This is a genomic window from Caballeronia humi (assembly GCF_001544475.1).
Taxonomy (GTDB): domain Bacteria; phylum Pseudomonadota; class Gammaproteobacteria; order Burkholderiales; family Burkholderiaceae; genus Caballeronia; species Caballeronia humi.
On record NZ_FCNW02000026.1, the window covers coordinates 43,397 to 65,628 of the forward strand.

Below are 22,232 nucleotides of genomic sequence, written 5' to 3' on the forward strand. Positions count from 1 at the left end.
AATCAAGCGGCGGCGCTCGCCGCCCGCTTCAGCATCTCGACCTGCGCGCGCCAGCGCGTCGTCACGGTCTCACTTTCCACCAGCTCGAAACAAATCCCGCTCGTCAGCCGCGCATAGCCGACGCGCTGCAGTTCGCCCGTCTCTATCGTCGCGACGAAACACGCGAGCGACACGTCGTCGAGCGCGACCGCGCGGGCCTCAAGCTGGACCTGGAAGAACGCTTCGTCGAATACGAAGGTGAGCGTGGCGCGCCTCGTCGACTTGATCGCCTGCGCCGCGCGCGAGTTCGACCACAACGCAAAGCACAGAGTGCGCGGATCGGGCGCGAACAATTCGCCGAGACTCAGAAGCGACGTCCGTACGCGACCGGCTTCGTCGACGGCGAGCAGTGACGCCGTGAAGCCGCCCTTCGTCTCGATCAACGTGCCGTCGAAAAGCGTGCGCAATTCTGGCGGCCATTCGTCGAACGCGATCTGTTCGACAGGGTGCGTGCCGGGCGATGGGGAATCGGTCATGTGCGTTCTCGTCGGAGGATGGGGACCACGAGCAGCAGGCCCCGAGCTTCAGCCAACAGCCAGCCTTTTAAGACTAACGGAAGAACACGTGCTGCGTAATCTTCGCAAGCGGGTAATGCACACCCGGCTGGATGCGCGCCGGCAAATCGAGCGGCTTGAGCAGCATCTTGATGCACATGTCCGCGGAGAGATTGCGCTTCACCAGCTTGTTCACACGCGCGGACAGATCGCGGTTGTACGCGGAATCGCGCGCGCGGTCCGGGTAGCGGATCGCGAACACATGCCGCAGTGCGATCTCCGAGTCCTCGTTCTTCATTTCCAGCACGCGCCGCAGCAGTGCGCCGAGCACGGCCATGCGCCCGTTGCTTTCAATCTTGTTGTACTTTTTGAAGAAGCGGAAAAAATGCTTGTAGTGGCGGACTTCGTCGGTACGGATGTTGTCAGTGATCTGCTTGAGCACCGGTTCGTCGGAGCATTGATTGATCGCGCGATACAGCGTCGCTGTCCCCGTCTCAACGACACAGCGCGCAACCATCTCCAGCGCCCGCTTCTTCTCGAAGTCCTCCATCGAACAGGTCAGCGAATATTCGGCGAAGAAGTTCTTGAACGCGGTGTCCCAATCGAACTCGGGCCACACGTGATGAATGTAGCTTTTCAGCGCGCGCCCATGCTGCATTTCCTCGGGTTCCCACTCGTTGATGAGCCAGGCGGAGATTTCGGGATCGTCGTTGAAGTAACTGCTGAGATTGCTCGTGTAAAGATCTGTGCCGCTCTCGATGAACGAGCAGGCGCATAACAACAAAAGAAGATGCTCGTTCGAAACCGCCTTGCTCCGGTCGATCCGGCTCAAGTCGATGTCCTCGATTCGCCAGGGCATCACATGGCTACTGTCGGTGTGCATTTATCGCGCTCCAAGCTGTACTGAACCCATCGCGGCCGGGGATGATGGCCGGGGTTCAGACAAGCCGCGGACGGGTCAGCCGCGGCGTCGTCAAAGTGATACGGCTCTTTTTCCATCTTAGCCGTCCTGCAATGAGTTTGCAGATTACTCAGAGACTCGCGTATTGCAGACACAGTTCCTAAACAGGACGCGTTATTGAGCACAATTCGTCAGATCGCACGCCGTTTCGAGCGATTCGGCTATTTTGAAATGGATTGTCCGTAAGCCATGAAAGCGAACTCCCTGAAGCGCCGTATGTTCGCTAACGGACTCAAGGACCGCGCTCGTGAACGTCCGAAGTCGAACGTCGTCTCGTTCGTTCGAACATTTCCAACTTACAATACCGCTACCAAAACGATGCGCTCGCTCGCAAAAGAACATCGCCATGACACGAGACCCCCGCCTCACCTTGAACGCGCGACAGCAGGAACTGCTCGACTGGGTGCAGCGCGATGGCTTCGTGACCGTCGACGATCTGGCGGCGCACTTCGACGTCACGCCGCAAACCATCCGCCGCGACGTCAACTGGCTCTCCGACATGAACCTGCTGCGTCGGTATCACGGTGGCGCGAGCCTGCCGACGAGCTCGGAAAACGTCTCCTACACCGCCCGCCAGCGCATGTTCCACGACGAAAAGCGCCGCATCGCGACGCTCGTCGCCACGCATATTCCCGACCAGGCTTCGCTTTTCATCAACCTCGGCACGACGACCGAGGAAGTCGCGCGGGCGCTCAACCGTCATCGCGGACTGCGCGTGATCACGAACAACCTGAACGTCGCGAGCTTGATGGGCGGCTATCCGGACTGCGAGGTGCTGGTGACGGGTGGCATCGTGCGTCCGTGGGACAAGGGCATCGTCGGCGAACTGGCGATCGATTTCATCCGTCAGTTCAAGGTGGACTTCGCGATCATCGGGACGTCGAGCATCGAGGAGGACGGCACGCTGCGCGATTTCGATACGCGGGAAGTGCGCGTGGCCGAAGCGATCATCCAGCACGCGCGCACGGTTTTCCTCGCCGCCGATCACTCGAAGTTCGGCCGTCCCGCGCTCGTGCGCCTCGGCCACCTGAACCAGATCCACGCCCTCTTCACCGATGCCCCCACGCCGCCCGAGATGGCCGACGCCCTCGCCTCCGCCAATACGCAGGTGTATATCGCCGAATAGTGGCGTCTGCGAAAACCCGCGCCGTTGTGTGCACTGCGGCAAGAAGCTAAGGTAATTTCTCCGAATCCGCGCGTCGCTCGAACCGCTTTCGCATCTCGAAAAAGTCAAACCCAATATTTTGAGAGAAGCGTTTGCCACTCGTCTGACACTTGAATAGAATCCGAATTCCCGGCACCCGCAATTCAACAACAACGCGTCTGCCCGGCTAATTGCAGTTCCCCCAGCAAAGTTTCGAGCACCGAGCACCGGTTCGCACCGGGCATCTGTGCCGTACTGTCGTCATGGAGAACACGAGATGCTAAGTCCGCACGAATTCGCCACGTTGCTACTGGTTCAGGAAGCCCCCCACCAAGTCGACATGGAGCGCGAAGAACTCGACGCCCTGCTCGAACGTCAGCTTGTCCAGCTCGAAAATCTTGCTTCCGGACGCCAGCAATGGCGCCTCACCGAGTCCGGTGACTCGACGATGAAGGCGTTCAAGCGTTTCTCGTAGGTCTTTCTTTTGACGACTGTGCCCGGCCTGCCGGCCGTGCGCAGTTGTAGTCCCTCATTCATCCAGCCCGCAACGTCGGATCGACGGCCGCTCGCCAGCTCAAAGCCTGCGCGCGCTGATCGAGGAAGAAATTCGCCCACGCGCTTTGCGCCTGCGGGCCCGGATTCGACATGTACGCCGCGTGCCGCTGCGCGATCCCCGCCTGGAACTCGCAGAAGCGTTCCTTCGAGAGCCCTTTGCGCCTGAACGCCACGTAGGCGTCGAAGAACGTCGAATAAACGGCCTGCGCGTCAGCGCCGTAATCCACTGGCGACGATCCGCACATTTCCTGTAACGCGCCGAAGGACGTCGCCCCCGAGTTATCGAGGCTGGGCGTTCCCACGCACGCGCCGAGCATCACGGCGCTTGCCGCGCCAACACCAGCCAGCAACTTTCGCATCGCATCCACCTTTACGTTTTTCATCTGCGCCCAGTATCGGCCCGTGCCGACGTTCGCGCCACTCGGCCGGATGACATACGCCGAACGCGCAAAAAAGCGCGTGGCATCGGCGAAAACACCTATGCCGTCCAGCCGACTTTACTTTTTCGTTTTTGTTCGATAGATTTCGAATTCGAACATTACAAGTTCGTCAAATTTCTTTTCGGCGGACGGGAGAGGACTAAAGTGACGCAGGGCGGACTGTACGACTTGCTCGTGGTGGGCGGTGGCATCAATGGAGCGGGCATTGCGCGCGATGCCGCTGGGCGTGGCCTCTCGGTATTGCTGTGCGAGCAGGACGACTTGGCGTCGCACACGTCGTCGGCGAGCACGAAGCTCATTCACGGCGGCCTTCGCTATCTCGAATACGGCGAGTTCAAGCTCGTGCGCAAGGCGCTGCAGGAGCGCGAGGTGCTGCTGCATGCCGCGCCGCACATCATGTGGCCGCTGCGTTTCGTGATGCCGCACATGCCGAACCTGCGCCCCGCGTGGATGATCCGCGCGGGCCTCTTTCTCTACGATCACCTTGCGCGGCGGGAGCTCTTGCCCGGCTCCCGCGGCATCGACATGCGGCGGCATCCGGCGGGCGCACCGCTCGTCGATTCGATCCGGCGCGGCTTCGTGTACTCGGACGGCTGGGTCGACGACGCGCGCCTCGTCGCGCTGAACGCGCTCGACGCGCACGAGCACGGCGCGACCATCCGCACACGCACGCGACTCGTCGGCGCCGAGCGCGTCAGCGGTGAATGGCGCGCGACGCTCGCCGACGAAGCCGGCCACACCACCGAAGTACGCGCCCGATCCATTGCGAATGCGGCCGGCCCGTGGGTCGGCGATTTGCTCAAGGGCGCGCTCGGCAGCACACGCACGCGTCACAGCGTGCGGCTCGTGAAGGGCAGCCACATCGTCACGAAGCGCCTTTTCGACCACGATCACGCGTACATCTTCCAGAATCCCGACAAGCGCATCATCTTCGCGATCCCCTACGAAGGCGACTACACGCTGATCGGCACGACCGACATCGAGTACGGCGGCGACGCGGCGAAAGTCGAGATCAGTGCCGACGAAATCCAGTACCTCTGCGATTCCATCAATCGCTACTTCAAGCATCACATCGGGCCGGCCGACGTCTGCTGGACCTACTCGGGCGTGCGGCCGCTTTTGGAGGACGAATCGGCCGAAAATGCGTCGGCGGTGACGCGCGACTATCTGCTCGAACTCGATGCCCCTGCGAACGACGCACCGCTTCTTTCCGTCTTCGGCGGCAAGATCACGACGTTCCGCAAACTCGCGGAAGAAGCCGTCGACAAGCTGGCGGACGCGCTCAAAACGCCCGCCCGCACGTGGACGGAAGGCGCGCCACTGCCCGGCGGAGATCTCGCGGACGCGAATTTCGGGCGCTTTCTCGACGAATTCCGCCGCGACGCACCGTGGCTTCCCGCCGATCTCGCGCATCGCTACGCGCGCGCTTACGGCACGCGGGCGTCGCGCGTGATCGGCGCGGCGCGATCGACCGAAGAACTTGGCGAGGAATTCGCGCCCAATCTCTTCGAGGCCGAACTGCGCTACCTGCGCGGCAACGAGTGGGCGACGCGCGCCGAAGACGTCCTCTGGCGCCGCTCGAAACTCGGCCTGCACATCGGCCGCGATTCGCTCGCAGACGTGAGCCGCCGCCTTGACCGATGGTTCGCGAGCGCTGGTTCGACCGCGCCGCCTTCGCGCGCCACCGCGCGGCTACACTCACCCTAAAGCATTCGCAAAAACAAAATCCGTGGAGAAGACAATGCAGGATCAGTACGTCCTCGCGCTCGACCAGGGCACGACCAGCTCCCGCGCCATGCTGTTCGACAGAAACGGCAACGTCGTATCGATGGCGCAGAAGGAGTTTCAGCAGATATATCCGCAGCCCGGCTGGGTCGAGCACGATCCGCAGGAAATCTGGTCGACGCAGGCGGGCGTCGCCGCCGAAGCTGTCACGCGCGCGGGGATGAACGGCACGTCGATCGCGGCGATCGGCATCACGAACCAGCGCGAGACGACCGTCGTGTGGGACCGTGACACCGGGCATCCGGTCTACAACGCGATCGTCTGGCAGGACCGGCGCACTGCCGAATTCTGCGATCAGTTGAAAGCGCAGGGCCTGGAGGCAAAATTCCGCGCGAAAACGGGTTTGCCGATCGATTCGTACTTTTCCGCCACCAAAATCCGCTGGATTCTCGACAACGTCGACGGCGCCCGCGAAAAAGCGAAGCAAGGGCGGCTCGCGTTCGGCACCGTCGATAGCTGGCTCGTGTGGAATTTCACGAGACACGAACTGCACATCACCGACGTGACCAACGCGTCGCGCACGATGCTGTTCAACATCCACTCGCTGCAATGGGACGACGAACTGCTCGACGCCCTCGACATTCCGCGCAGCATGCTGCCTGAAGTGCGGCCGTCGTCTGAAATGTATGGGCCGACCAAGACGACTGTATTCGCGTCGAAAATTCCGCTCGCGGGCATCGCCGGCGACCAGCACGCGGCGCTCTTCGGCCAGATGTGCACGGAAACCGGCATGGTGAAGAACACCTATGGGACCGGCTGCTTCCTCGTGATGAATACCGGCACCAAGCCAATCGAATCGCGCAACAACCTCGTCACGACGATCGCCTGGCAAATCGGCGACGAGATCAATTACGCACTCGAAGGCAGCATTTTCATCGGGGGCGCGGTCGTGCAATGGCTGCGCGACGGCCTCGGCATCATCAAGAGCGCCAGCGAAATCGAATCGCTCGCGCGTGGCGTGCCGCATTGCGACGGCGTCTATCTCGTGCCCGCGTTCGCCGGGCTCGGCGCGCCGCACTGGAACGCGCGGGCGCGCGGCACGCTGTTCGGCGTCACGCGCGGCACGAATTCGAGCCACATCGCGCGGGCCGCGCTCGATTCGATCGCGTACCAGTCGGTCGACGTGTTGAAGGCGATGGAAGCGGATTCGGGCATCAAAATCGCGGAATTGCGCGTCGATGGCGGCGCGTGCGCGAACAACCTGCTGATGCAATTTCAGGCCGATATCCTCGGCGTCGATGCCGTGCGCCCGCAAGTCGCGGAAACGACGGCGCTGGGCGCGGCGTATCTGGCGGGACTGGCAGTCGGCTACTGGAAGGACATCGGCGAGTTGAAACAGCAGTGGAAGCTCGAACGCCGCTTCACCCCGTCGATGCAGCCCCGCGACGTGGACGTCTGCCTCGCCGGCTGGCAGCGGGCGGTCAATGCGGCGAAAGCGTGGGCCGATGCGTGACTGCGGAACCGTCGCCCCTACGTCCGCGCGAGCCGCTATGGTCAGAAATCCGCACGTCATAACGGTGTGACGATAACTTGGTTTGAGTGCATCGGAGCCGATGCTAGTCTCGCCTCACTGCATGCCGGCGCACTCGCCGGACGCGCTTTCGAGGAGGCAAACCATGGTTTCACCGTCGCTGGAACTCGTGCGGGAAATCGACACCGACGCTATTCAATCCCACGCCGACACTGCTGACACAGCAGCGCCCGCCGATTCCTTCGACGCCCTCGAACAGCTCGTCGGCGTGAATCTCGCGCGGCTGCGCGCCGAGCGGCAACTGTCGCTCGACGCCCTCGCCCGCGCGTCCGGCGTCTCCCGCGCGATGCTGGCGCAGATCGAATCGGCGCGCAGCGTGCCGTCGATCAAGGTGCTGTGCAAGGTTGCGGGCGCGCTGAAGGTGTCGGTGGCCGCGTTTCTCCGGCGCCACGCCGCGAGCGGCATCGAACACCTGCCCGCCGAGCGCGCCGTGCGCGTGGTGAGCTCGAACGGCCGCTTTTCTGCGCGGGCGCTCCATCCGCAAGCGCAGCCCGCCGCCGCCGAATTCCACGAATTGCGCATCGCGCCGCTGCACACGGAAGCCGGCACGACGCGCGCGCCGGGTACGACGGTAAATCTCGTCGTGAGCGAAGGCACGCTCGAAGTCGGCGTGAACGACCGCAAGCAGTTGCTCGCGACCGGCGACGCCATCGTCTTCGATGCCGACCAGCCGCACACGCTGCGCAATCCTGGCAACGCGGAAGCGCGCGCGTTCAGCGTGACGGTGAGCGCTGAAACGCCGCCGCGCTGGAATTTCCCCGCCGACACGCGCCGCCACGATTTGCCGCGCTGAATGTCGTTTCTGGACAAGTTCCGTGCGGTGCCATGCTGCAAATCCCGCGCGGCTGTTGTATCCTAAAAGTGTCCGCAAGCCGCTTAATTAGCACGCGACTTGTCGGAAATCAGTGCGTCTTCAGGGCGGGGCGAAATTCCCCACCGGCGGTATGTGCGCTTGGCCGAAAGGTCATCCACGAGCCCGCGAGCGCCTGCCAGCAGCATCGGCGGGGTCAGCAGATCTGGTGCGAAGCCAGAGCCGACGGTCATAGTCCGGATGGAAGAAGATGTGCAGATGGTCATGTCCGTTCCCCGTCGGCGACGGCGCGCTCCCGGCGTGCCCGGCCACACGGCGCCGCGAAACCGGCGTCGTACGGGTGTCGTTATGTCTTTCTGCAATGCCCTGAAACGTTTTTCGCCCATACCTTAGCGAGAGCGTTTCACATGTCCGTTTCTGTTCAGAACTTGTCTTTTCCGGCACCTTCCATCGTCGCCGACGACGCCTTTGCCGATCTTCCCCAACTCGCATCCGTCGATGTTCCGCCGCGCATCGTCGCTGCACTCAAAGCGATGCGAGAAGGCCGCGCCGTCGTCCTCCAGGACGATCACGACCGCGAAAACGAAGCCGATCTGATCGTTTCCGCCGAGAAACTCACCGACGCCACGATGGCGCTTCTGATCCGCGAATGCAGCGGCATCGTCTGCCTGTGCCTGCCCGACGACAAAGTGCGCGCGCTCGAATTGCCGCCGATGGCCGCCGCCAACGGCAGCCGCTACGGCACGGCGTTCACGGTATCGATCGAGGCGCGCGAAGGCGTGACGACGGGCGTCTCCGCCGCCGATCGCGTGACGACGATCCGCGCCGCCATCGCCGACGGGGCGAAGCCGTCGGACATCGTGCGCCCCGGCCACGTCTTCCCCTTGCGCGCGATGCCGGGCGGCGTGCTCGCGCGTCGCGGACACACGGAAGGCACCGTCGATCTGGCGATTCTCGCGGGATTGAAGCCGGCCGGCGTGCTGTGCGAACTGATGAACGCCGACGGCACGATGACGCGCGGCGCGCAAGTCGAGCGATTCGCGCAGGAACACAATCTGCCGATGCTGACGATCGCCGAACTGGCCGAATTCCGCGCGGCGCTGGCGGCGGCGCGGGAAGTCGTTGAAGAAGAAGCCGCTTGAAGCGCTAGGAACGCACGTCGCCGAATTCGCCGCGAATACCGGCGGCGACGAGCGCGGGCAGATCGTCCATCGAATCGATGATGCGCGTGATGCCCGACTCGCGCAGCACCTGCGCATAACCCGCCGGAATGTGGCTCGCGCCAACGAACGCGATCGTCATCATGCCGGCGGCGCGCGCCGCCGTGAGCCCGGCGACGCTGTCCTCGACCACCAGACAGCGCTCCGGCGCGACGCCCAGCGTTTTTGCCGCGAAAAGATAGACGTCGGGATACGGCTTCGGCCGCGCGACCTGCTCCGCGCTGAAGACGCGCTCCCCGACGATCTCGTCGAGCCCCGCGCGCCGCACCGAAGAGCGCACGCGCTCCATCCGGCTATTCGACACCACCGCGACGGGCAAGCTCACGCGCTGCAACGCGCAGCGCACGCCGGTGATCGGCCCGAGCGATTTCGCCAGTTCAGCGCTGACACGCGCCTCGACCGTATCGAAGAAACCGGCGGGCATCCTGATGTCGAACATCGTTTCGAGATGGGCGAGAAAGCGCGAGGTCTGCTGGCCGAACGCCGTCTTGACGGCCGGCTCGAAGTCGATCCCGGGAAACGTTTCGGTGAGCGTTTCCAGCAGGGCGTGATCGGCGATGATTTCACTATCGACGAGCACGCCGTCGCAGTCGCAGATGAGGTGGTCGATCATGATGGCTCGTGTGGCGTTGAGCTGACATGATAAGCGGTCGTTAATCGAAGATCATACGAATCCGCTTCACGCATCCACCGCATTCCGTCGCACAACCGACGGCCGCGCATCCAGCCGCCCCGCATACCACGTCACCGCGAGCGCCAGAACCGCCACCGCCGCCGCGACCCACGGCAGCGAATCGAGCGCATGGCCGTGTTCGAGCACCACGCCGCCGAGCCACGCGCCGCCCGCATTGCCCACATTGAACGCGCCGATATTGAGCGTCGAGGCGAGATTCGGCGCGTGCTTCGCCTTCTCGACGACGCGCGTCTGCAGCGGCGGCACAGTCGCGAACGCCGCAATTCCCCAGATGAAAATAGTCACGATCGTGCCGGTCTGGCTGTGGCTTGTCGTCGCGAAGACGGCCATGATCAGCGCGAGCGCGATCAGGATGCCCATCAGCGACGGCATCAGCGCGCGGTCGGCGAGCTTGCCGCCGATCGTATTGCCGACCGTCAGGCCGATGCCGAACAGCACGAGCACGAACGTCACGCCGCGCGGCGAGAATCCGCCCACCTGCTCCAGAATCGGAGCGATATAGGTGAACACGACGAACACGCCGCCAAAGCCGAGCACCGTCATCGCGAGCGCGAGCCAGACTTGCGGCTCCTTCAGTACGCGCACTTCGTGGCCGAGGTTGCTCGGACCGGCGTCGTGGCGGTTCGGGACGAGCGCCGTCACGCCGAGCGCGGAGAGCACGCCCAGCGCCGCCACGATCCAGAACGTCGCGCGCCAGCCGAATTCCTGGCCGATGAACGTCCCGAACGGCACGCCGAGCACGTTTGCGAGCGTGAGGCCGGTGAACATCAGCGCAATCGCGCTCGCCCGCTTTTCCGACGGCACGAGCGACGCCGCGACCACCGCGCCGATCCCGAAGAACGAACCGTGTGCAAACGAGGTCACCACGCGCGCGACCATCAGCAAGCCGTAGCTCGGCGCGACCGCGCACAGCACGTTGCCGACGATGAACACCGCCATTAGCAGTTGCAGCGCGAGCTTGCGCGGCATCCGGCTGGTGAGAACGGCGAGGAGCGGCGCGCCGACCGCGACGCCGAGCGCGTAGCCGGTCACGAGCAATCCAGCGGACGGAATCGACACCGCGAGATCGCGGGCGACGTTGGGCAGAAGCCCCATGATCACGAACTCGGTGGTGCCGATCGCGAATGCGCTGATGGCCAGCGCGATGAGTGGAATGGGCATGATGAATCCCTAAGAGAGTAATTAAGCTTGGGCCGTGACGAATTCGACGACGACGCCCGGAGCCAGCCGCACGAACACTTGAAGCTCCTGCGTCAGCGGGACTTCGGCGAGCTGATAAACGGTCCCGTGCCGATGAAGCCGGTCGAGCAAGGCGCCCCACTCGGCGGCATCGTCGATGCGCAGCGCCAGGTGGTCGATCCGCGTAGACGGCACCGCACTCACGCCAGACGCGCCCGACGCGATCAGATGCACGACCGCCCGCCCGCCGAGACAAAGCCAGTACCCGCCGACGCCGAACGGCGGCCGGGCCCCGAGCGCCATCCCGGCGACATCGACGAAAAAGTCTTTCATCGCGTCGCAGTCGGGCGCGACGATCGTCACGTGATCCAGTTGCATCGCCGTTTCTCCATTCGTTACAGCATTGCGCGCATTGTGCGAGACCGGCGTCGGTTTGATAATTGGCGTAGCATTTGAATCATTGCCAAATCAAATTTGATAATCACGATGGATCGTCTCGGCGATATGCGTCTATTTGTTGAAGCGGCGGCCGCTGGAAGCCTCACGGCCGCGGGGCGCAAGCTCGGGTTGTCGCCGGCGGCGGCGAGCGCGCGGCTGCTCAAGCTGGAGAAATCGCTGCACGCGCGGCTTTTCGAGCGCACGACGCGTCAGTTGCGCGTCACCGACGAAGGGCGTCTGTATCTCCAGCACTGCCGCATCGCGCTGCAAGCCATCGACGACGCCGAGGCCGCGCTGCAAGCCGGCCAGAATCTCGTGCGCGGCAAGGTGCGCATTTCCGCGACATCGGATTTCGGGCGCTATCTGCTGCGCGGCTGGCTAGACGAATTCAACGCGCGCTATCCCGACGTGCGTTTCGCGCTGACGCTGTCCGATTCGGTATCGAACCTGCTGCAGGAGGAAATCGATCTCGCGATCCGCTTCGGCGCGCCGCCCGACAGCGGTCTCGCCGCGCGGCAACTGGCGCCGAACCGGCGCGTGCTGTGCGCGTCGCCGGACTATCTGGCGCGGCGCGGCACGCCCGCCACGCCCGCCGATCTCGAAGGCCACCAGTTCGTGATCGGCGTGACGTCGACGGGGCCGTTGAACGAGCTGAACTTCGTGCGCGGCGACGAGCGGGCCACGTTCACGATGCCCGTAGAGCCATCGTGGGAATCGAACGACGGCGCGCTGACGCGCGCGTGGGCGCTCGCGGGCCACGGCATCGCGCACAAATCGATCTGGGATATCGCCGCCGACGTGCGCGCCGGCACGCTGAAAATGCTGCTGCCGGACTGGTGCACGCACGAGGCGGCGGTCCACGCGCTCTTCCACGCGAACCGTTACATGGCACCGCGCGTGCGGGTGCTCCTGGATTTCCTCGTCGAGCGGTTCGCATCGGCGACGGGGGAACTGCTCGGCGAACTGGCCTACCCCTCTGCGCCCGACGGCCGCCCGAAACGTAAGGAATCGTCGCGGGCGCTATAATATCGGGCTAAATCACGACAATAAGCACGCAAAAAAGCGGCTCTTTCAACCTCACTAACGAACCTCACTACGGCGCCCCCAGGTTAACCACTGCGACCGGCGAAATTCATGACCAAGAAAGTTTATGTAAAGACCTTTGGCTGCCAGATGAACGAGTACGACTCCGACAAAATGGTCGACGTCCTCGGCGCAGCGGAAGGCCTCGTCAAGACGGACGCGCCGGAAGACGCGGACGTCATCCTCTTCAATACGTGCTCGGTGCGCGAAAAAGCGCAGGAAAAAGTCTTCTCGGACCTCGGCCGCGTGCGCGAATTGAAAGAAGCGAATCCGAACCTGATCATCGGCGTCGGCGGCTGCGTGGCGAGCCAGGAAGGTGCGTCGATCGTGTCGCGCGCGCCCTACGTCGATCTCGTGTTCGGCCCGCAGACGCTGCACCGCCTGCCCGACATGATCGAGAAGCGCCGCGCCACCGGCCGCGCGCAGGTCGACATCTCGTTCCCCGAAATCGAAAAATTCGATCATCTGCCGCCCGCGCGCGTGGAAGGGCCGAGCGCGTTCGTCTCGATCATGGAAGGCTGCAGCAAGTACTGCAGCTATTGCGTCGTGCCGTACACGCGCGGCGAGGAAGTCTCCCGCCCGCTCGACGATGTGCTCACCGAAATCGCCGGCCTGGCCGACCAGGGCGTGCGCGAAGTCACGCTGCTCGGCCAGAACGTGAACGCGTATCGCGGACCGCTGACGCTCGGTTCGCACGACATCGCCGATTTCGCCACGCTGATCGAATACGTCGCGGACGTGCCCGGCATCGAGCGGATTCGTTACACGACGTCGCATCCGAAGGAATTCACGCAGCGTCTGATCGATACCTACGCGAAGGTGCCAAAGCTCGTGAGCCACCTGCATCTGCCCGTCCAGCACGGTTCGGACCGCATCCTCATGGCGATGAAGCGCGGCTACACGGTGCTCGAATACAAATCGGTGATCCGCAAGTTGCGGGCGATTCGCCCCGATCTTTCGCTTTCTACAGACATGATCGTCGGCTTTCCGGGCGAAACCGAGGAAGATTTCGCAAAGATGATGACGCTCATCGACGAAATGAGCTATGACACGAGTTTCTCGTTCATCTACAGCCCGCGCCCCGGCACGCCCGCCGCGAACCTGCACGACGACACGCCGCGCGAAGTGAAGCTCAAACGCCTGCAACATTTGCAGGCGACCATCGAGGCGAACGTCACGAAGATCAGCAATTCGATGCTCGGCTCGGTGCAGCGTATTCTTGTCGAAGGCCCGTCGCGCAAGGACCCGAACGAACTCGCCGGCCGCACGGAAAACAACCGCGTGGTGAATTTCCCGGCGCCGGTCGAATCGCACGCGCGGCTGATCGGCCAGATGATCGACGTCGAGATCAATCACGCGTATCCGCACTCGCTGCGCGGCGCGCTGATCATGACGCCCGCCACGACACATTGAGCAGCACACAGACCGGACACCCACTTTCGCCTTGAAGACCGCCAATCAGCAGCATCTGGAATTCACCGCTCCGCGCGAGGACAACGCGCGGCTCGCCAACCTCTGCGGCCCGCTCGATGAAAACCTGCGGCAGATCGAGCAAGCGCTCGACGTGACGCTGTCGCGGCGCGGCCACAAGATCTCGATTCGCGGACGCGGTGCGAAAGTGGCGCTCGCGGCGCTCGAAAACTTCTACAACCGCGCGCGCGACCCGATTTCCGTCGACGACATCCAGCTCGCGCTCGTCGAAGCGCGTCATGCGGCGCGGCGCACGCGCGAATCCGGCAATGGCAATGGCAACGGTCACGCCGACCAGCCGGTCGACCCGCGTTTTCGCGGCGATCCGGACCATCCGTTCGACGAACCCAGCGCCACGATCGATCTCGACGAAACCGAAGATCCTGGCCCGAAGCTCTACACACGTCGCGCCGACCTGCGCGGCCGCACGCCCGCCCAGCGCGAATACCTGAAGCAGATCATCGCCCACGACGTGACGTTCGGCATCGGGCCGGCGGGCACGGGCAAAACGTATCTGGCGGTCGCCTGCGCGGTCGATGCGCTCGAACGCGATCAGGTCAAGCGCATCGTGCTGACGCGTCCGGCGGTGGAAGCCGGCGAGCGGCTCGGCTTCCTGCCGGGCGATCTGGCACAAAAAGTCGATCCGTACCTGCGTCCGCTCTACGACGCGCTCTACGACCTGCTCGGCTTCGACAAGACCGCGAAGATGTTCGAGCGCCAGATGATCGAAATCGCGCCGCTTGCGTACATGCGCGGACGCACGCTGAACCACGCGTTCATCATCCTCGACGAGGCGCAGAACACCACGCCCGAGCAGATGAAGATGTTCCTGACGCGGATCGGCTTCGGCTCGAAGGCAGTCGTTACCGGCGATACGACCCAGGTGGATCTGCCGCGCGGCCACAAGAGCGGGCTGATCGAAGCGCAGCACGTGCTGTCGGAAGTGCGCGGCATCGCGCTCACGCATTTCACCTCGGCCGATGTGGTGCGGCATCCGCTGGTCGCGCGCATCGTCGAGGCTTACGACGCGCAGTCGCAAAAGGACGCCGCGCTCGCTGAAGCGGCCGCGAGGGCCGCGGCGCAGCGGTCGCAATGAGCGTTCCGTCCGATCGATGACCCGACCGCACTCTCTCGCGCTCACGATGCAGTTTCCCGCTGCGAAGGCGTATCCGTCGCACAAGGCGGTGTTGCCGCGCGCGACGGTCGCGCGCTGGATCAAGGCCGCGCTCTTCGCGGACGCCGAGCTGACCATCCGTTTCGTCGATGAGGACGAAGGCCGCACACTCAATCGCACGTATCGTCAGAAGGATTACGCGACGAACGTGCTCACCTTCGCCTACGCCGAATCGGAGGACGATCCGGTGACGGGCGACCTGATCCTGTGCTGCCCCGTCGTCGAACGCGAAGCCAGCGAGCAGGGCAAGCCGCTCGCCGCGCACTACGCGCATTTGATCGTCCACGGCACGCTGCATGCTCAAGGGTACGATCACGAAGACGAGACCGAAGCCGAAGAAATGGAGTCGATCGAGACCGACGTCATGCGCGCGCTCGGCTTTTCCGACCCTTACGTCCCGATTCCTTAACCTTCCCCACCGCCTGCCGCTTGCCGCCGCCGTGAAAGACGAGACGCCCGACCTTCAGTCGTTTGAGCCATCCCCGGCGGACTACCCGCCGAAACTCGTCGAAACGCCGCTTCTGACCGACGACGAACTCGCCGCATCGCGCGAAAAAACCCTCGTGAACTGGGACCGCAAGTCGGATTTGTGGCTGTTCGGCTATGGATCGCTGATCTGGAACCCGGGCCTGCCGACCGTCGAAGCCGTGCGCAGCAAAGTGCACGGCTACCATCGCGGGCTGTACTTGTGGTCGCGCGTGAATCGCGGCACGCCCGAGCAGCCGGGCCTCGTACTCGCGCTCGATCGCGGCGGCTCGTGCACCGGCATCGCGTTCCGGCTTGCCGCCGAGGGCGCGATCGAGCATCTCGAAGTGCTCTGGCGGCGCGAAATGGCGATGGCTTCGTACCGTCCGGCGTGGCTGCCGTGCACGCTCGCGGATGGCCGGCGCGTCGAAGCGCTCGCGTTCGTCATGCGGCGCGATGCGGCCTCCTATACCGGCAAGCTTGCGGATGGCGTCGTGCGCACCGTGCTCGGCTGCGCGTGCGGCCGCTACGGCACGACGTTCGAATACGTGAGCCGGACCGTCGAGGCATTGCGCGAGAGCGGCATGCCGGATCGCGCGCTCGAAGCACTCCTCAGGCGCTGCAAGGCACAGGAATAAGCCTATTGATACGACTTTGGAACGGTGCCCTCATCCGTTTGGCCAACGCGTTTTCCTCGACATACTTCCCGCATATTTATCAGTTAGCATGGTTGCAAATGTGTGCGCCCTGCCCGCCGGAGGCGCATTTTCCTTGGTGTATGCTTAACTTTCCGCTATTTCGCGTCCCGAAACTTCGGGGCGCCCCGCTATGAACGACGCCTATCCCAGTCGACGACAAACCGACAAACCGCAGGAAAAACGCTCGCTGCTAGAGCGCCTGACCGATTTCATCTCGCACGAACCAGAATCGCGCGACGAACTGCTCGAAGTGCTGCAGGACGCCCACGAACGCAATCTGCTCGACGCCGATTCGCTTTCGATGATCGAAGGCGTGTTCCAGGTTTCCGACCTCTGCGCGCGCGACATCATGGTGCCGCGCGCGCAGATGGACGCGATCAACATCGCCGAAACTCCCGCCGAATTCATTCCCTTCGTGCTCGAAAAGGCGCACTCGCGCTATCCAGTGTACGAGGGCAACCGCGACAACATCATCGGCGTGCTGCTCGCGAAGGACTTGCTGCGCTACTACGCCGAGGAAGAATTCGACGTGCGTGGCATGCTGCGCCCCGCCGTGTTCATCCCTGAATCGAAGCGCCTGAACGTGCTGCTGCACGATTTCCGCGTGAACCGCAATCACATCGCGATCGTCGTCGACGAATACGGCGGTGTCGCGGGCCTGATCACGATAGAAGACGTGCTGGAGCAGATCGTCGGCGACATCGAGGACGAATACGACTTCGACGAGGAAGCCGGCAACATCATCGCGTCGCCGGACGGCAAGTTCCGCGTGCGCGCGCTCACCGGCATCGAGCAGTTCAACGAGCAGTTCGGCACCGAGTATTCCGACGACGAAGTCGATACCATCGGCGGGCTTGTCACGCATCGCTTCGGGCGCGTGCCGCATCGCGGCGAGAAAGTGCGCATCGACGACTTCGCGTTCGAAATCCTGCGCGGCGATGCTCGGCAAATTCATGTGCTGCTGGTCCGGCGCGTGCCGAACCTGAACCGCCACGATCGCTCGCTGCACGACGGCGAGGAAGACGATCGCGGCTGAGCGCCGCGCTGATTTCACCTTCTCGCTCGCCCGACGGCGCGTCGTCCGCGCCGCTCCCCTCTCCTGCCGATCCCCGACCGTGTAATCAATGGCCGATTCATCGTTTCCCCTCCTGCGCCGGCGGCGCAGCAAGTCTCCGTCCGAAACCAGCGGCATCGAAGCGCTTCCGTTCTGGCATTACCTCGTCGCCGCCGTGCTCGGCGCGGCGAACACGCTCTCTTTCGCGCCGACGCCGCACGGCGGCTGGGTCGAAATCGTCGTCTTTACGCTGTTTTTCGCGTGGCTTTCGCGTACGAACGGCTGGAAAAGCGCCGCGCTGACCGGCTGGGCGTTCGGCTTCGGCAATTTCGTGACGGGCGTGTGGTGGCTCTACGTCAGCATGCATTTCTACGGCGGCATGGCCGCGCCGCTCGCGGCGGCGGCCGTCGCGCTGTTTTCGCTGTATCTCGCGCTGTATCCGGCGGCGGCGGCGATCGTCTGGTCGCTGGTGGCGGGGCGCGCGCGTTTCGATGACGCTGAAATCAGCGCCTCGAAAGAGCCGCGCTTCGTCCCGACCTGGCACGGCGCGTTCGCGTTCGCGAGCGCCTGGGCGCTCGGCGAATGGTTGCGTGGGCTCGTATTCACCGGTTTTCCGTGGCTCGCGAGCGGTTACGCGCAAGTCGACGGACCGCTCGCCGGATACGGCGCGGTCGCGGGCGTGTATGGCGTCGGCTGGGTGCTCGCGCTCGTGGCCGCGCTCATCGTGCAGGCGCTCTACAGCGCTCGACGCGCGGGCGTCGCTCCTGCTTTGGCAGCGGCAGCGCTGATCGTCGCAGGAATGCTGCTCTCGCTCGTCCAGTGGACGACGCCCGCCAACTCGCCGCTCACCGTGCGGCTGATCCAGGGCAACGTGAAGCAGGAGATGAAGTTCGAGCAGGAAGGCGTGAACGAATCGCTCGCACTCTATCAGCGGCTGATCACCGAAAAGCCTGCCGATCTCATCGTCACGCCCGAAACCGCGTTTCCGGTTCTGGCCGTCCAGGTGCCGCAGGACCTCGCGCTCTCACTGCGCAATTTCGCCGACACGACCAAATCGTCGATCCTGTTTGGCGCGGTGGGCGTGACGATCACGCCCGAGGGCCGCGCGACCGATTTCACGAACAGCCTCTTCGGCATCACGCCCGGCTCGTTCGATGTGTATCGCTACGACAAGCATCACCTCGTGCCGTTCGGCGAATTCGTACCGCTCGGGTTTCACTGGTTCGTCAAGCTGATGGGCATTCCGCTCGGCGACCTCGCGCGCGGACCTGCCGTGCAGAAGTCGTTTTTCGTGCGCAATCAGCCGATTGCCGTCGATATCTGCTACGAGGACATCTTCGGCGAGGAAATCGCGCGGACGCTGCGCGGGCAGGAAGCGCCCGCGGGCATCCTCGTGAATTCGACGAACCTCGCGTGGTTCGGCAACACAATCGCGCTCGACCAGCATCTCCAGATCGCGCGGATGCGGTCGATCGAAACCGGCCGCCCGATGCTGCGCGCGACCAATACTGGCATGACGGCAGTGATCGCGGCGAATGGCGAAGTCGTCTCGAAATTGCCGACGTACACCACAGGCACGCTCGAAGCGCACGTTCAAGGGACGTCGGGACGCACACCGTATGTGACGAGCGGGAACCTGACGGTGATCGTCGTTTCGCTCGTGCTGCTCGCGTTGGGATTCGCGTTCGCGCCTTCGCGGCGCAAGTGACCGTGCGGGGCGGCCGTCGCCGCCCCGAATCCCCCAAAAGTCGCACAAGCCCCCCATACCCGCTAAAATTCAACGTTTTAGCACTTTGGCCGGCCTGCCTTCGTCGTCGTGACGCCAAAGCCGCTCCGGCCCGCCTCAAAGGCAATCATGCTCACTTTTCAGCAAATCATCCTGACGCTGCAATCCTATTGGGACAACAAGGGTTGCGCGCTTCTCCAGCCGATCGACATGGAAGTCGGCGCCGGCACCTCGCACGTCCACACGTTTCTGCGCGCAATTGGCCCGGAACCGTGGCGCGCCGCGTACGTGCAGCCCTCGCGCCGCCCGAAGGACGGCCGTTACGGCGACAACCCGAACCGCCTCCAGCACTACTACCAGTATCAGGTCGTGCTGAAGCCCGCGCCGGAAAACATCCTCGACCTGTACCTCGGCTCGCTCGAAGCGCTCGGCTTCGACCTGGAGCAGAACGACGTGCGCTTCGTCGAGGACGACTGGGAAAACCCGACGCTTGGCGCGTGGGGACTCGGCTGGGAAGTCTGGCTGAACGGCATGGAAGTGACGCAGTTCACGTACTTCCAGCAAGTGGGCGGCATCGACTGCAAGCCGGTGCTCGGCGAGATCACCTACGGGCTGGAACGTCTCGCGATGTATCTGCAAAAGGTCGAGAACGTGTACGACCTCGTCTGGACCGAATGGGAAGAAGACGGCCCGAACGGCAAGGAAACGCGCCGCCTCACCTATGGCGACGTTTATCACCAGAACGAAGTCGAGCAATCGACCTATAACTTCGAGCACGCCAACGTCGAGTTGCTGTTCGGCTTCTTCAACAGCTACGAGGCCGAAGCGAAGAAGATGATCGACGCGAAGCTCGCCCTGCCCGCCTACGAGCTCGTGCTGAAGGCCGGGCACACGTTCAACCTGCTGGATGCGCGCGGCGCGATTTCGGTCACGGAACGCGCGGCCTATATCGGCCGGATCCGCGCGCTGTCGCGGCTCGTCGCGCAGGCGTACTACGATTCGCGCGAGGCGCTCGGCTTCCCGATGCTCGGCAATCCGGTGCATCCGGCCGCCGGCCTCACCACCGACGAACACGACGCCGCCATGCCCGCCTGGGCGCCGCCGCTGAAGGTGGAACGCAACATCGACCAGGTTTGACGAGACACGAAAGAACAATGACGCAATCCAATCAAGCCACCCTGCTCGTCGAGCTGCTCACCGAAGAACTGCCGCCGAAAGCGCTCGCGCGCCTGGGCACTGCGTTCGCCGAAGGCATCGTGCAACGTCTCGCCGCGCGCGATCTGATCGAAGGCGAGCCGCAGTTTGAGAAATACGCGACGCCGCGCCGACTCGCCGTGATGGTCAAGAACGTGCGCGCGGTCGCGCCGGAACGGCAGGTGCGCGAAAAGGTGCTGCCGGTTTCCGTCGCGCTCGATAAAGACGGCCAGCCCACGCCGCCGCTCGCGAAGAAACTCGCCGCGCTCGGCTTCCCCGACTTCCCGCTCGCCGAGCTCGAACGCGCGCAGGACGGCAAGGCCGAAGCGTTCTTCCTGCGCTACGCGGCGCCCGGCGCGACGCTCGCCGACGGCTTGCAGGCCGCGCTCGACGAAACGCTCGCGAAGCTGCCGATCCCGAAGGTCATGACCTACCAGCGACCCGACGGCACCAACGTGCAGTTCGTGCGCCCGGTGCAGCGGCTCGTCGCGCTGCACGGCCGCGAGATCGTGCCGGTCGCGGCACTCGGAATCGATTCCGGCGATACGACGATCGGCCATCGCTTCATGTCGCACGGTTTCGTCGCGATCCCGAATGCCGACAGCTATGCCGAAACGCTGATGTCGAAGGCCCATGTGGTCGCGAGTTTCGAGGACCGAAAGGAATCGATCCGTACGCAATTACAGGCATTCGCGGGCGAGGATCGCGTCGTGATGCCCGAAGCGCTGCTCGATGAAGTGAACGCGCTGGTCGAATGGCCGGTCGTGTATCAGTGCCACTTCGGCGAGGAATTCCTGCAAGTGCCGCAGGAGTGCCTGATTCTCACGATGCAGACCAACCAGAAGTATTTCGCGCTGACGGACGCGAACGGCAAGCTGCGTTCGCGCTTTCTGATCGTCTCGAACATCGATACTAAGACGCCCGCCGATATCGTCGAAGGTAACGAGCGGGTCGTGCGCCCGCGTCTCGCCGACGCGAAGTTCTTCTTCGAGCAGGACAAGAAGAAGCGCCTCGCCGATCGCGTGCCGCTGCTCGCGAACGTCGTCTATCACAACAAGCTCGGCTCGCAGTTGCAGCGCGTCGAACGCCTCGAAGCGCTCGCGGGCGAGATCGCGCCGATGATCGGCGTGGACGTTGCGTTGACGAAGCGCGCCGCCCGGCTCGCGAAGGCGGATTTGCTCACCGACATGGTCGGCGAATTCCCCGAGTTGCAAGGCACGATGGGCACGTACTACGCGCGCCACGACGGCGAGCCGGAGGAAGTCGCGCTCGCGTCGTCGGAGCATTATCAGCCGCGCTTCTCGGGCGACGAAACGCCGTCGACGGGCGTCGGCTGCGCGGTCGCGCTGGCTGACAAGCTGGAGACGATCGTCGGAATCTGGGGCATCGGACTGCAACCGACCGGCGAGAAAGATCCGTTCGCGCTGCGCCGTCACGCGCTTGGCGTTCTGCGCATCCTGCTGGAAAAACGTCTCGCAATCGACCTGATCGACCTCGTGCGCGCCGCGCAAAAGCAGTTCGCGGACAACCCGCAAGTCGCCGAGTCAACGGATGCGATCTACGCGTTCTTCATGGACCGCCTGCGCGGCGTGCTTCGCGAACGCGGCTTCAACGCGACCGAAATCGACGCCGTGCTGAGCCTCAACCCCACGCGTCTCGACGACATCGTCGCGCGCCTCGATGCCGTGCGCGAATTCGCCGCGCTGCCGGAAGCGGCATCGCTTGCGGCGGCGAACAAGCGCATCTCGAATATCCTGAAGAAGTCGACTGAAGCGGTGCCGGCAAGCGTGAACCCCGCGCTTCTCGTCGAAGCCGCCGAGCAGGCGCTCTACGCGCAACTCGAGCAAGTCGCACCGCGCGTGCAGGGCCAGCTTGCCGAGCGCAACTACACGGAAGCGCTGTCGGCGCTCGCCGCGTTGCGCGATGCCGTCGATACCTTCTTCAACGACGTTATGGTGAACGCGGAAGACCCGGCGTTGCGCGGCAACCGGCTGGCTCTTCTCGGCGCGCTGCATCAGCAGATGAATTGCGTCGCTGACATTTCGAAGCTCGCTGCGTAACCGCCGACAGGCACCGG

21 protein-coding genes and 1 riboswitch are annotated in these 22,232 nt (G+C 63.9%); of the genes, 15 read left to right on the forward strand and 6 right to left on the reverse strand.

All coding sequences use genetic code 11. From position 1 onward, the window contains the following. Positions 1–2 precede the first annotated feature (2 nt). Both AWB65_RS21505 and AWB65_RS21510 read right to left on the reverse strand, forming a co-directional pair. Positions 3–515 (reverse strand): PNPOx family protein, encoded by a 513-nt coding sequence (locus tag AWB65_RS21505; protein WP_087669063.1) that lies wholly within the window; start codon positions 513–515, stop codon positions 3–5. A 73-nt stretch (positions 516–588) separates the two neighbouring features. Further along, a complete protein-coding gene (locus AWB65_RS21510; protein ID WP_087669064.1) occupies positions 589–1,416 on the reverse strand; it encodes a ferritin-like domain-containing protein in 828 nt (275 codons plus the stop codon). 424 nt (positions 1,417–1,840) lie between these two features. On the opposite strand from AWB65_RS21510, the gene AWB65_RS21515 reads away from it, so the two are divergent. After that, positions 1,841–2,620 carry a DeoR/GlpR family DNA-binding transcription regulator gene (locus AWB65_RS21515; RefSeq protein ID WP_087669065.1) on the forward strand — a complete coding sequence of 260 codons (780 nt, stop codon included), beginning with the start codon at positions 1,841–1,843 and terminating at the stop codon, positions 2,618–2,620. Between the two features lie 295 nt (positions 2,621–2,915). Beyond that, positions 2,916–3,113: a hypothetical protein gene (locus AWB65_RS21520; protein WP_087654671.1), complete on the forward strand. Its 198-nt coding sequence runs from the start codon at positions 2,916–2,918 to the stop codon at positions 3,111–3,113. A gap of 58 nt (positions 3,114–3,171) precedes the next feature. Here AWB65_RS21520 and AWB65_RS21525 read toward each other — a convergent pair whose 3' ends face one another. After that, on the reverse strand, positions 3,172–3,552 hold the full coding sequence (locus tag AWB65_RS21525) for a hypothetical protein (RefSeq protein ID WP_087669103.1): 381 nt from the start codon (positions 3,550–3,552) through the stop codon (positions 3,172–3,174). A 225-nt stretch (positions 3,553–3,777) separates the two neighbouring features. On the opposite strand from AWB65_RS21525, the gene glpD reads away from it, so the two are divergent. The 4 genes from glpD to ribB all read left to right on the forward strand — a co-directional run bounded on the left by glpD (position 3,778) and on the right by ribB (position 8,902). Next, entirely contained in the window at positions 3,778–5,340 is a 1,563-nt protein-coding gene (glpD, locus tag AWB65_RS21530) for a glycerol-3-phosphate dehydrogenase (RefSeq protein WP_087669066.1), read from the forward strand. A gap of 34 nt (positions 5,341–5,374) precedes the next feature. After that, on the forward strand, positions 5,375–6,871 hold the full coding sequence (glpK, locus tag AWB65_RS21535) for a glycerol kinase GlpK (protein ID WP_087669067.1): 1,497 nt from the start codon (positions 5,375–5,377) through the stop codon (positions 6,869–6,871). Between the two features lie 163 nt (positions 6,872–7,034). Further along, positions 7,035–7,742, forward strand: coding sequence for a helix-turn-helix domain-containing protein (locus AWB65_RS21540; protein ID WP_087669068.1), 708 nt, complete (start codon positions 7,035–7,037; stop codon positions 7,740–7,742). 112 nt (positions 7,743–7,854) lie between these two features. Further along, positions 7,855–8,016, forward strand: a riboswitch (FMN riboswitch). A 151-nt stretch (positions 8,017–8,167) separates the two neighbouring features. Beyond that, entirely contained in the window at positions 8,168–8,902 is a 735-nt protein-coding gene (gene ribB / locus AWB65_RS21545) for a 3,4-dihydroxy-2-butanone-4-phosphate synthase (protein ID WP_087669069.1), read from the forward strand. A 4-nt stretch (positions 8,903–8,906) separates the two neighbouring features. On the opposite strand, the gene AWB65_RS21550 is transcribed toward ribB, so the two are convergent. From AWB65_RS21550 to AWB65_RS21560, 3 genes are all read right to left on the reverse strand, one after another. Then, a complete protein-coding gene (locus tag AWB65_RS21550; RefSeq protein WP_087669070.1) occupies positions 8,907–9,593 on the reverse strand; it encodes an HAD family hydrolase in 687 nt (228 codons plus the stop codon). Positions 9,594–9,659: 66 nt separating this feature from the next. Continuing rightward, positions 9,660–10,835, reverse strand: coding sequence for an MFS transporter (locus AWB65_RS21555; RefSeq protein WP_087669071.1), 1,176 nt, complete (start codon positions 10,833–10,835; stop codon positions 9,660–9,662). 21 nt (positions 10,836–10,856) lie between these two features. Further along, positions 10,857–11,231 (reverse strand): VOC family protein, encoded by a 375-nt coding sequence (locus tag AWB65_RS21560; protein WP_087669072.1) that lies wholly within the window; start codon positions 11,229–11,231, stop codon positions 10,857–10,859. A 108-nt stretch (positions 11,232–11,339) separates the two neighbouring features. On the opposite strand from AWB65_RS21560, the gene AWB65_RS21565 reads away from it, so the two are divergent. From AWB65_RS21565 to glyS, 9 genes are all read left to right on the forward strand, one after another. Beyond that, complete coding sequence (locus AWB65_RS21565) at positions 11,340–12,317, forward strand: LysR family transcriptional regulator (RefSeq protein ID WP_087669073.1); 978 nt, start codon at positions 11,340–11,342, stop codon at positions 12,315–12,317. Between the two features lie 108 nt (positions 12,318–12,425). Further along, on the forward strand, positions 12,426–13,787 hold the full coding sequence (gene miaB, locus AWB65_RS21570) for a tRNA (N6-isopentenyl adenosine(37)-C2)-methylthiotransferase MiaB (protein ID WP_087669074.1): 1,362 nt from the start codon (positions 12,426–12,428) through the stop codon (positions 13,785–13,787). A gap of 31 nt (positions 13,788–13,818) precedes the next feature. Further along, on the forward strand, positions 13,819–14,940 hold the full coding sequence (locus AWB65_RS21575) for a PhoH family protein (protein ID WP_087669075.1): 1,122 nt from the start codon (positions 13,819–13,821) through the stop codon (positions 14,938–14,940). A gap of 16 nt (positions 14,941–14,956) precedes the next feature. Further along, complete coding sequence (ybeY, locus tag AWB65_RS21580; RefSeq protein WP_087669076.1) at positions 14,957–15,427, forward strand: rRNA maturation RNase YbeY; 471 nt, start codon at positions 14,957–14,959, stop codon at positions 15,425–15,427. Positions 15,428–15,458: 31 nt separating this feature from the next. Beyond that, a complete protein-coding gene (locus tag AWB65_RS21585) occupies positions 15,459–16,121 on the forward strand; it encodes a gamma-glutamylcyclotransferase (protein ID WP_087669077.1) in 663 nt (220 codons plus the stop codon). Positions 16,122–16,311: 190 nt separating this feature from the next. Continuing rightward, on the forward strand, positions 16,312–17,217 hold the full coding sequence (locus AWB65_RS21590) for a CorC family transporter (protein WP_087669078.1): 906 nt from the start codon (positions 16,312–16,314) through the stop codon (positions 17,215–17,217). An 88-nt stretch (positions 17,218–17,305) separates the two neighbouring features. Continuing rightward, entirely contained in the window at positions 17,306–18,943 is a 1,638-nt protein-coding gene (gene lnt, locus AWB65_RS21595; RefSeq protein ID WP_087669079.1) for an apolipoprotein N-acyltransferase, read from the forward strand. 147 nt (positions 18,944–19,090) lie between these two features. Beyond that, positions 19,091–20,098: a glycine--tRNA ligase subunit alpha gene (gene glyQ / locus AWB65_RS21600; RefSeq protein ID WP_087669080.1), complete on the forward strand. Its 1,008-nt coding sequence runs from the start codon at positions 19,091–19,093 to the stop codon at positions 20,096–20,098. 17 nt (positions 20,099–20,115) lie between these two features. Next, entirely contained in the window at positions 20,116–22,215 is a 2,100-nt protein-coding gene (glyS, locus tag AWB65_RS21605) for a glycine--tRNA ligase subunit beta (protein ID WP_087669081.1), read from the forward strand. Positions 22,216–22,232: the final 17 nt, after the last annotated feature.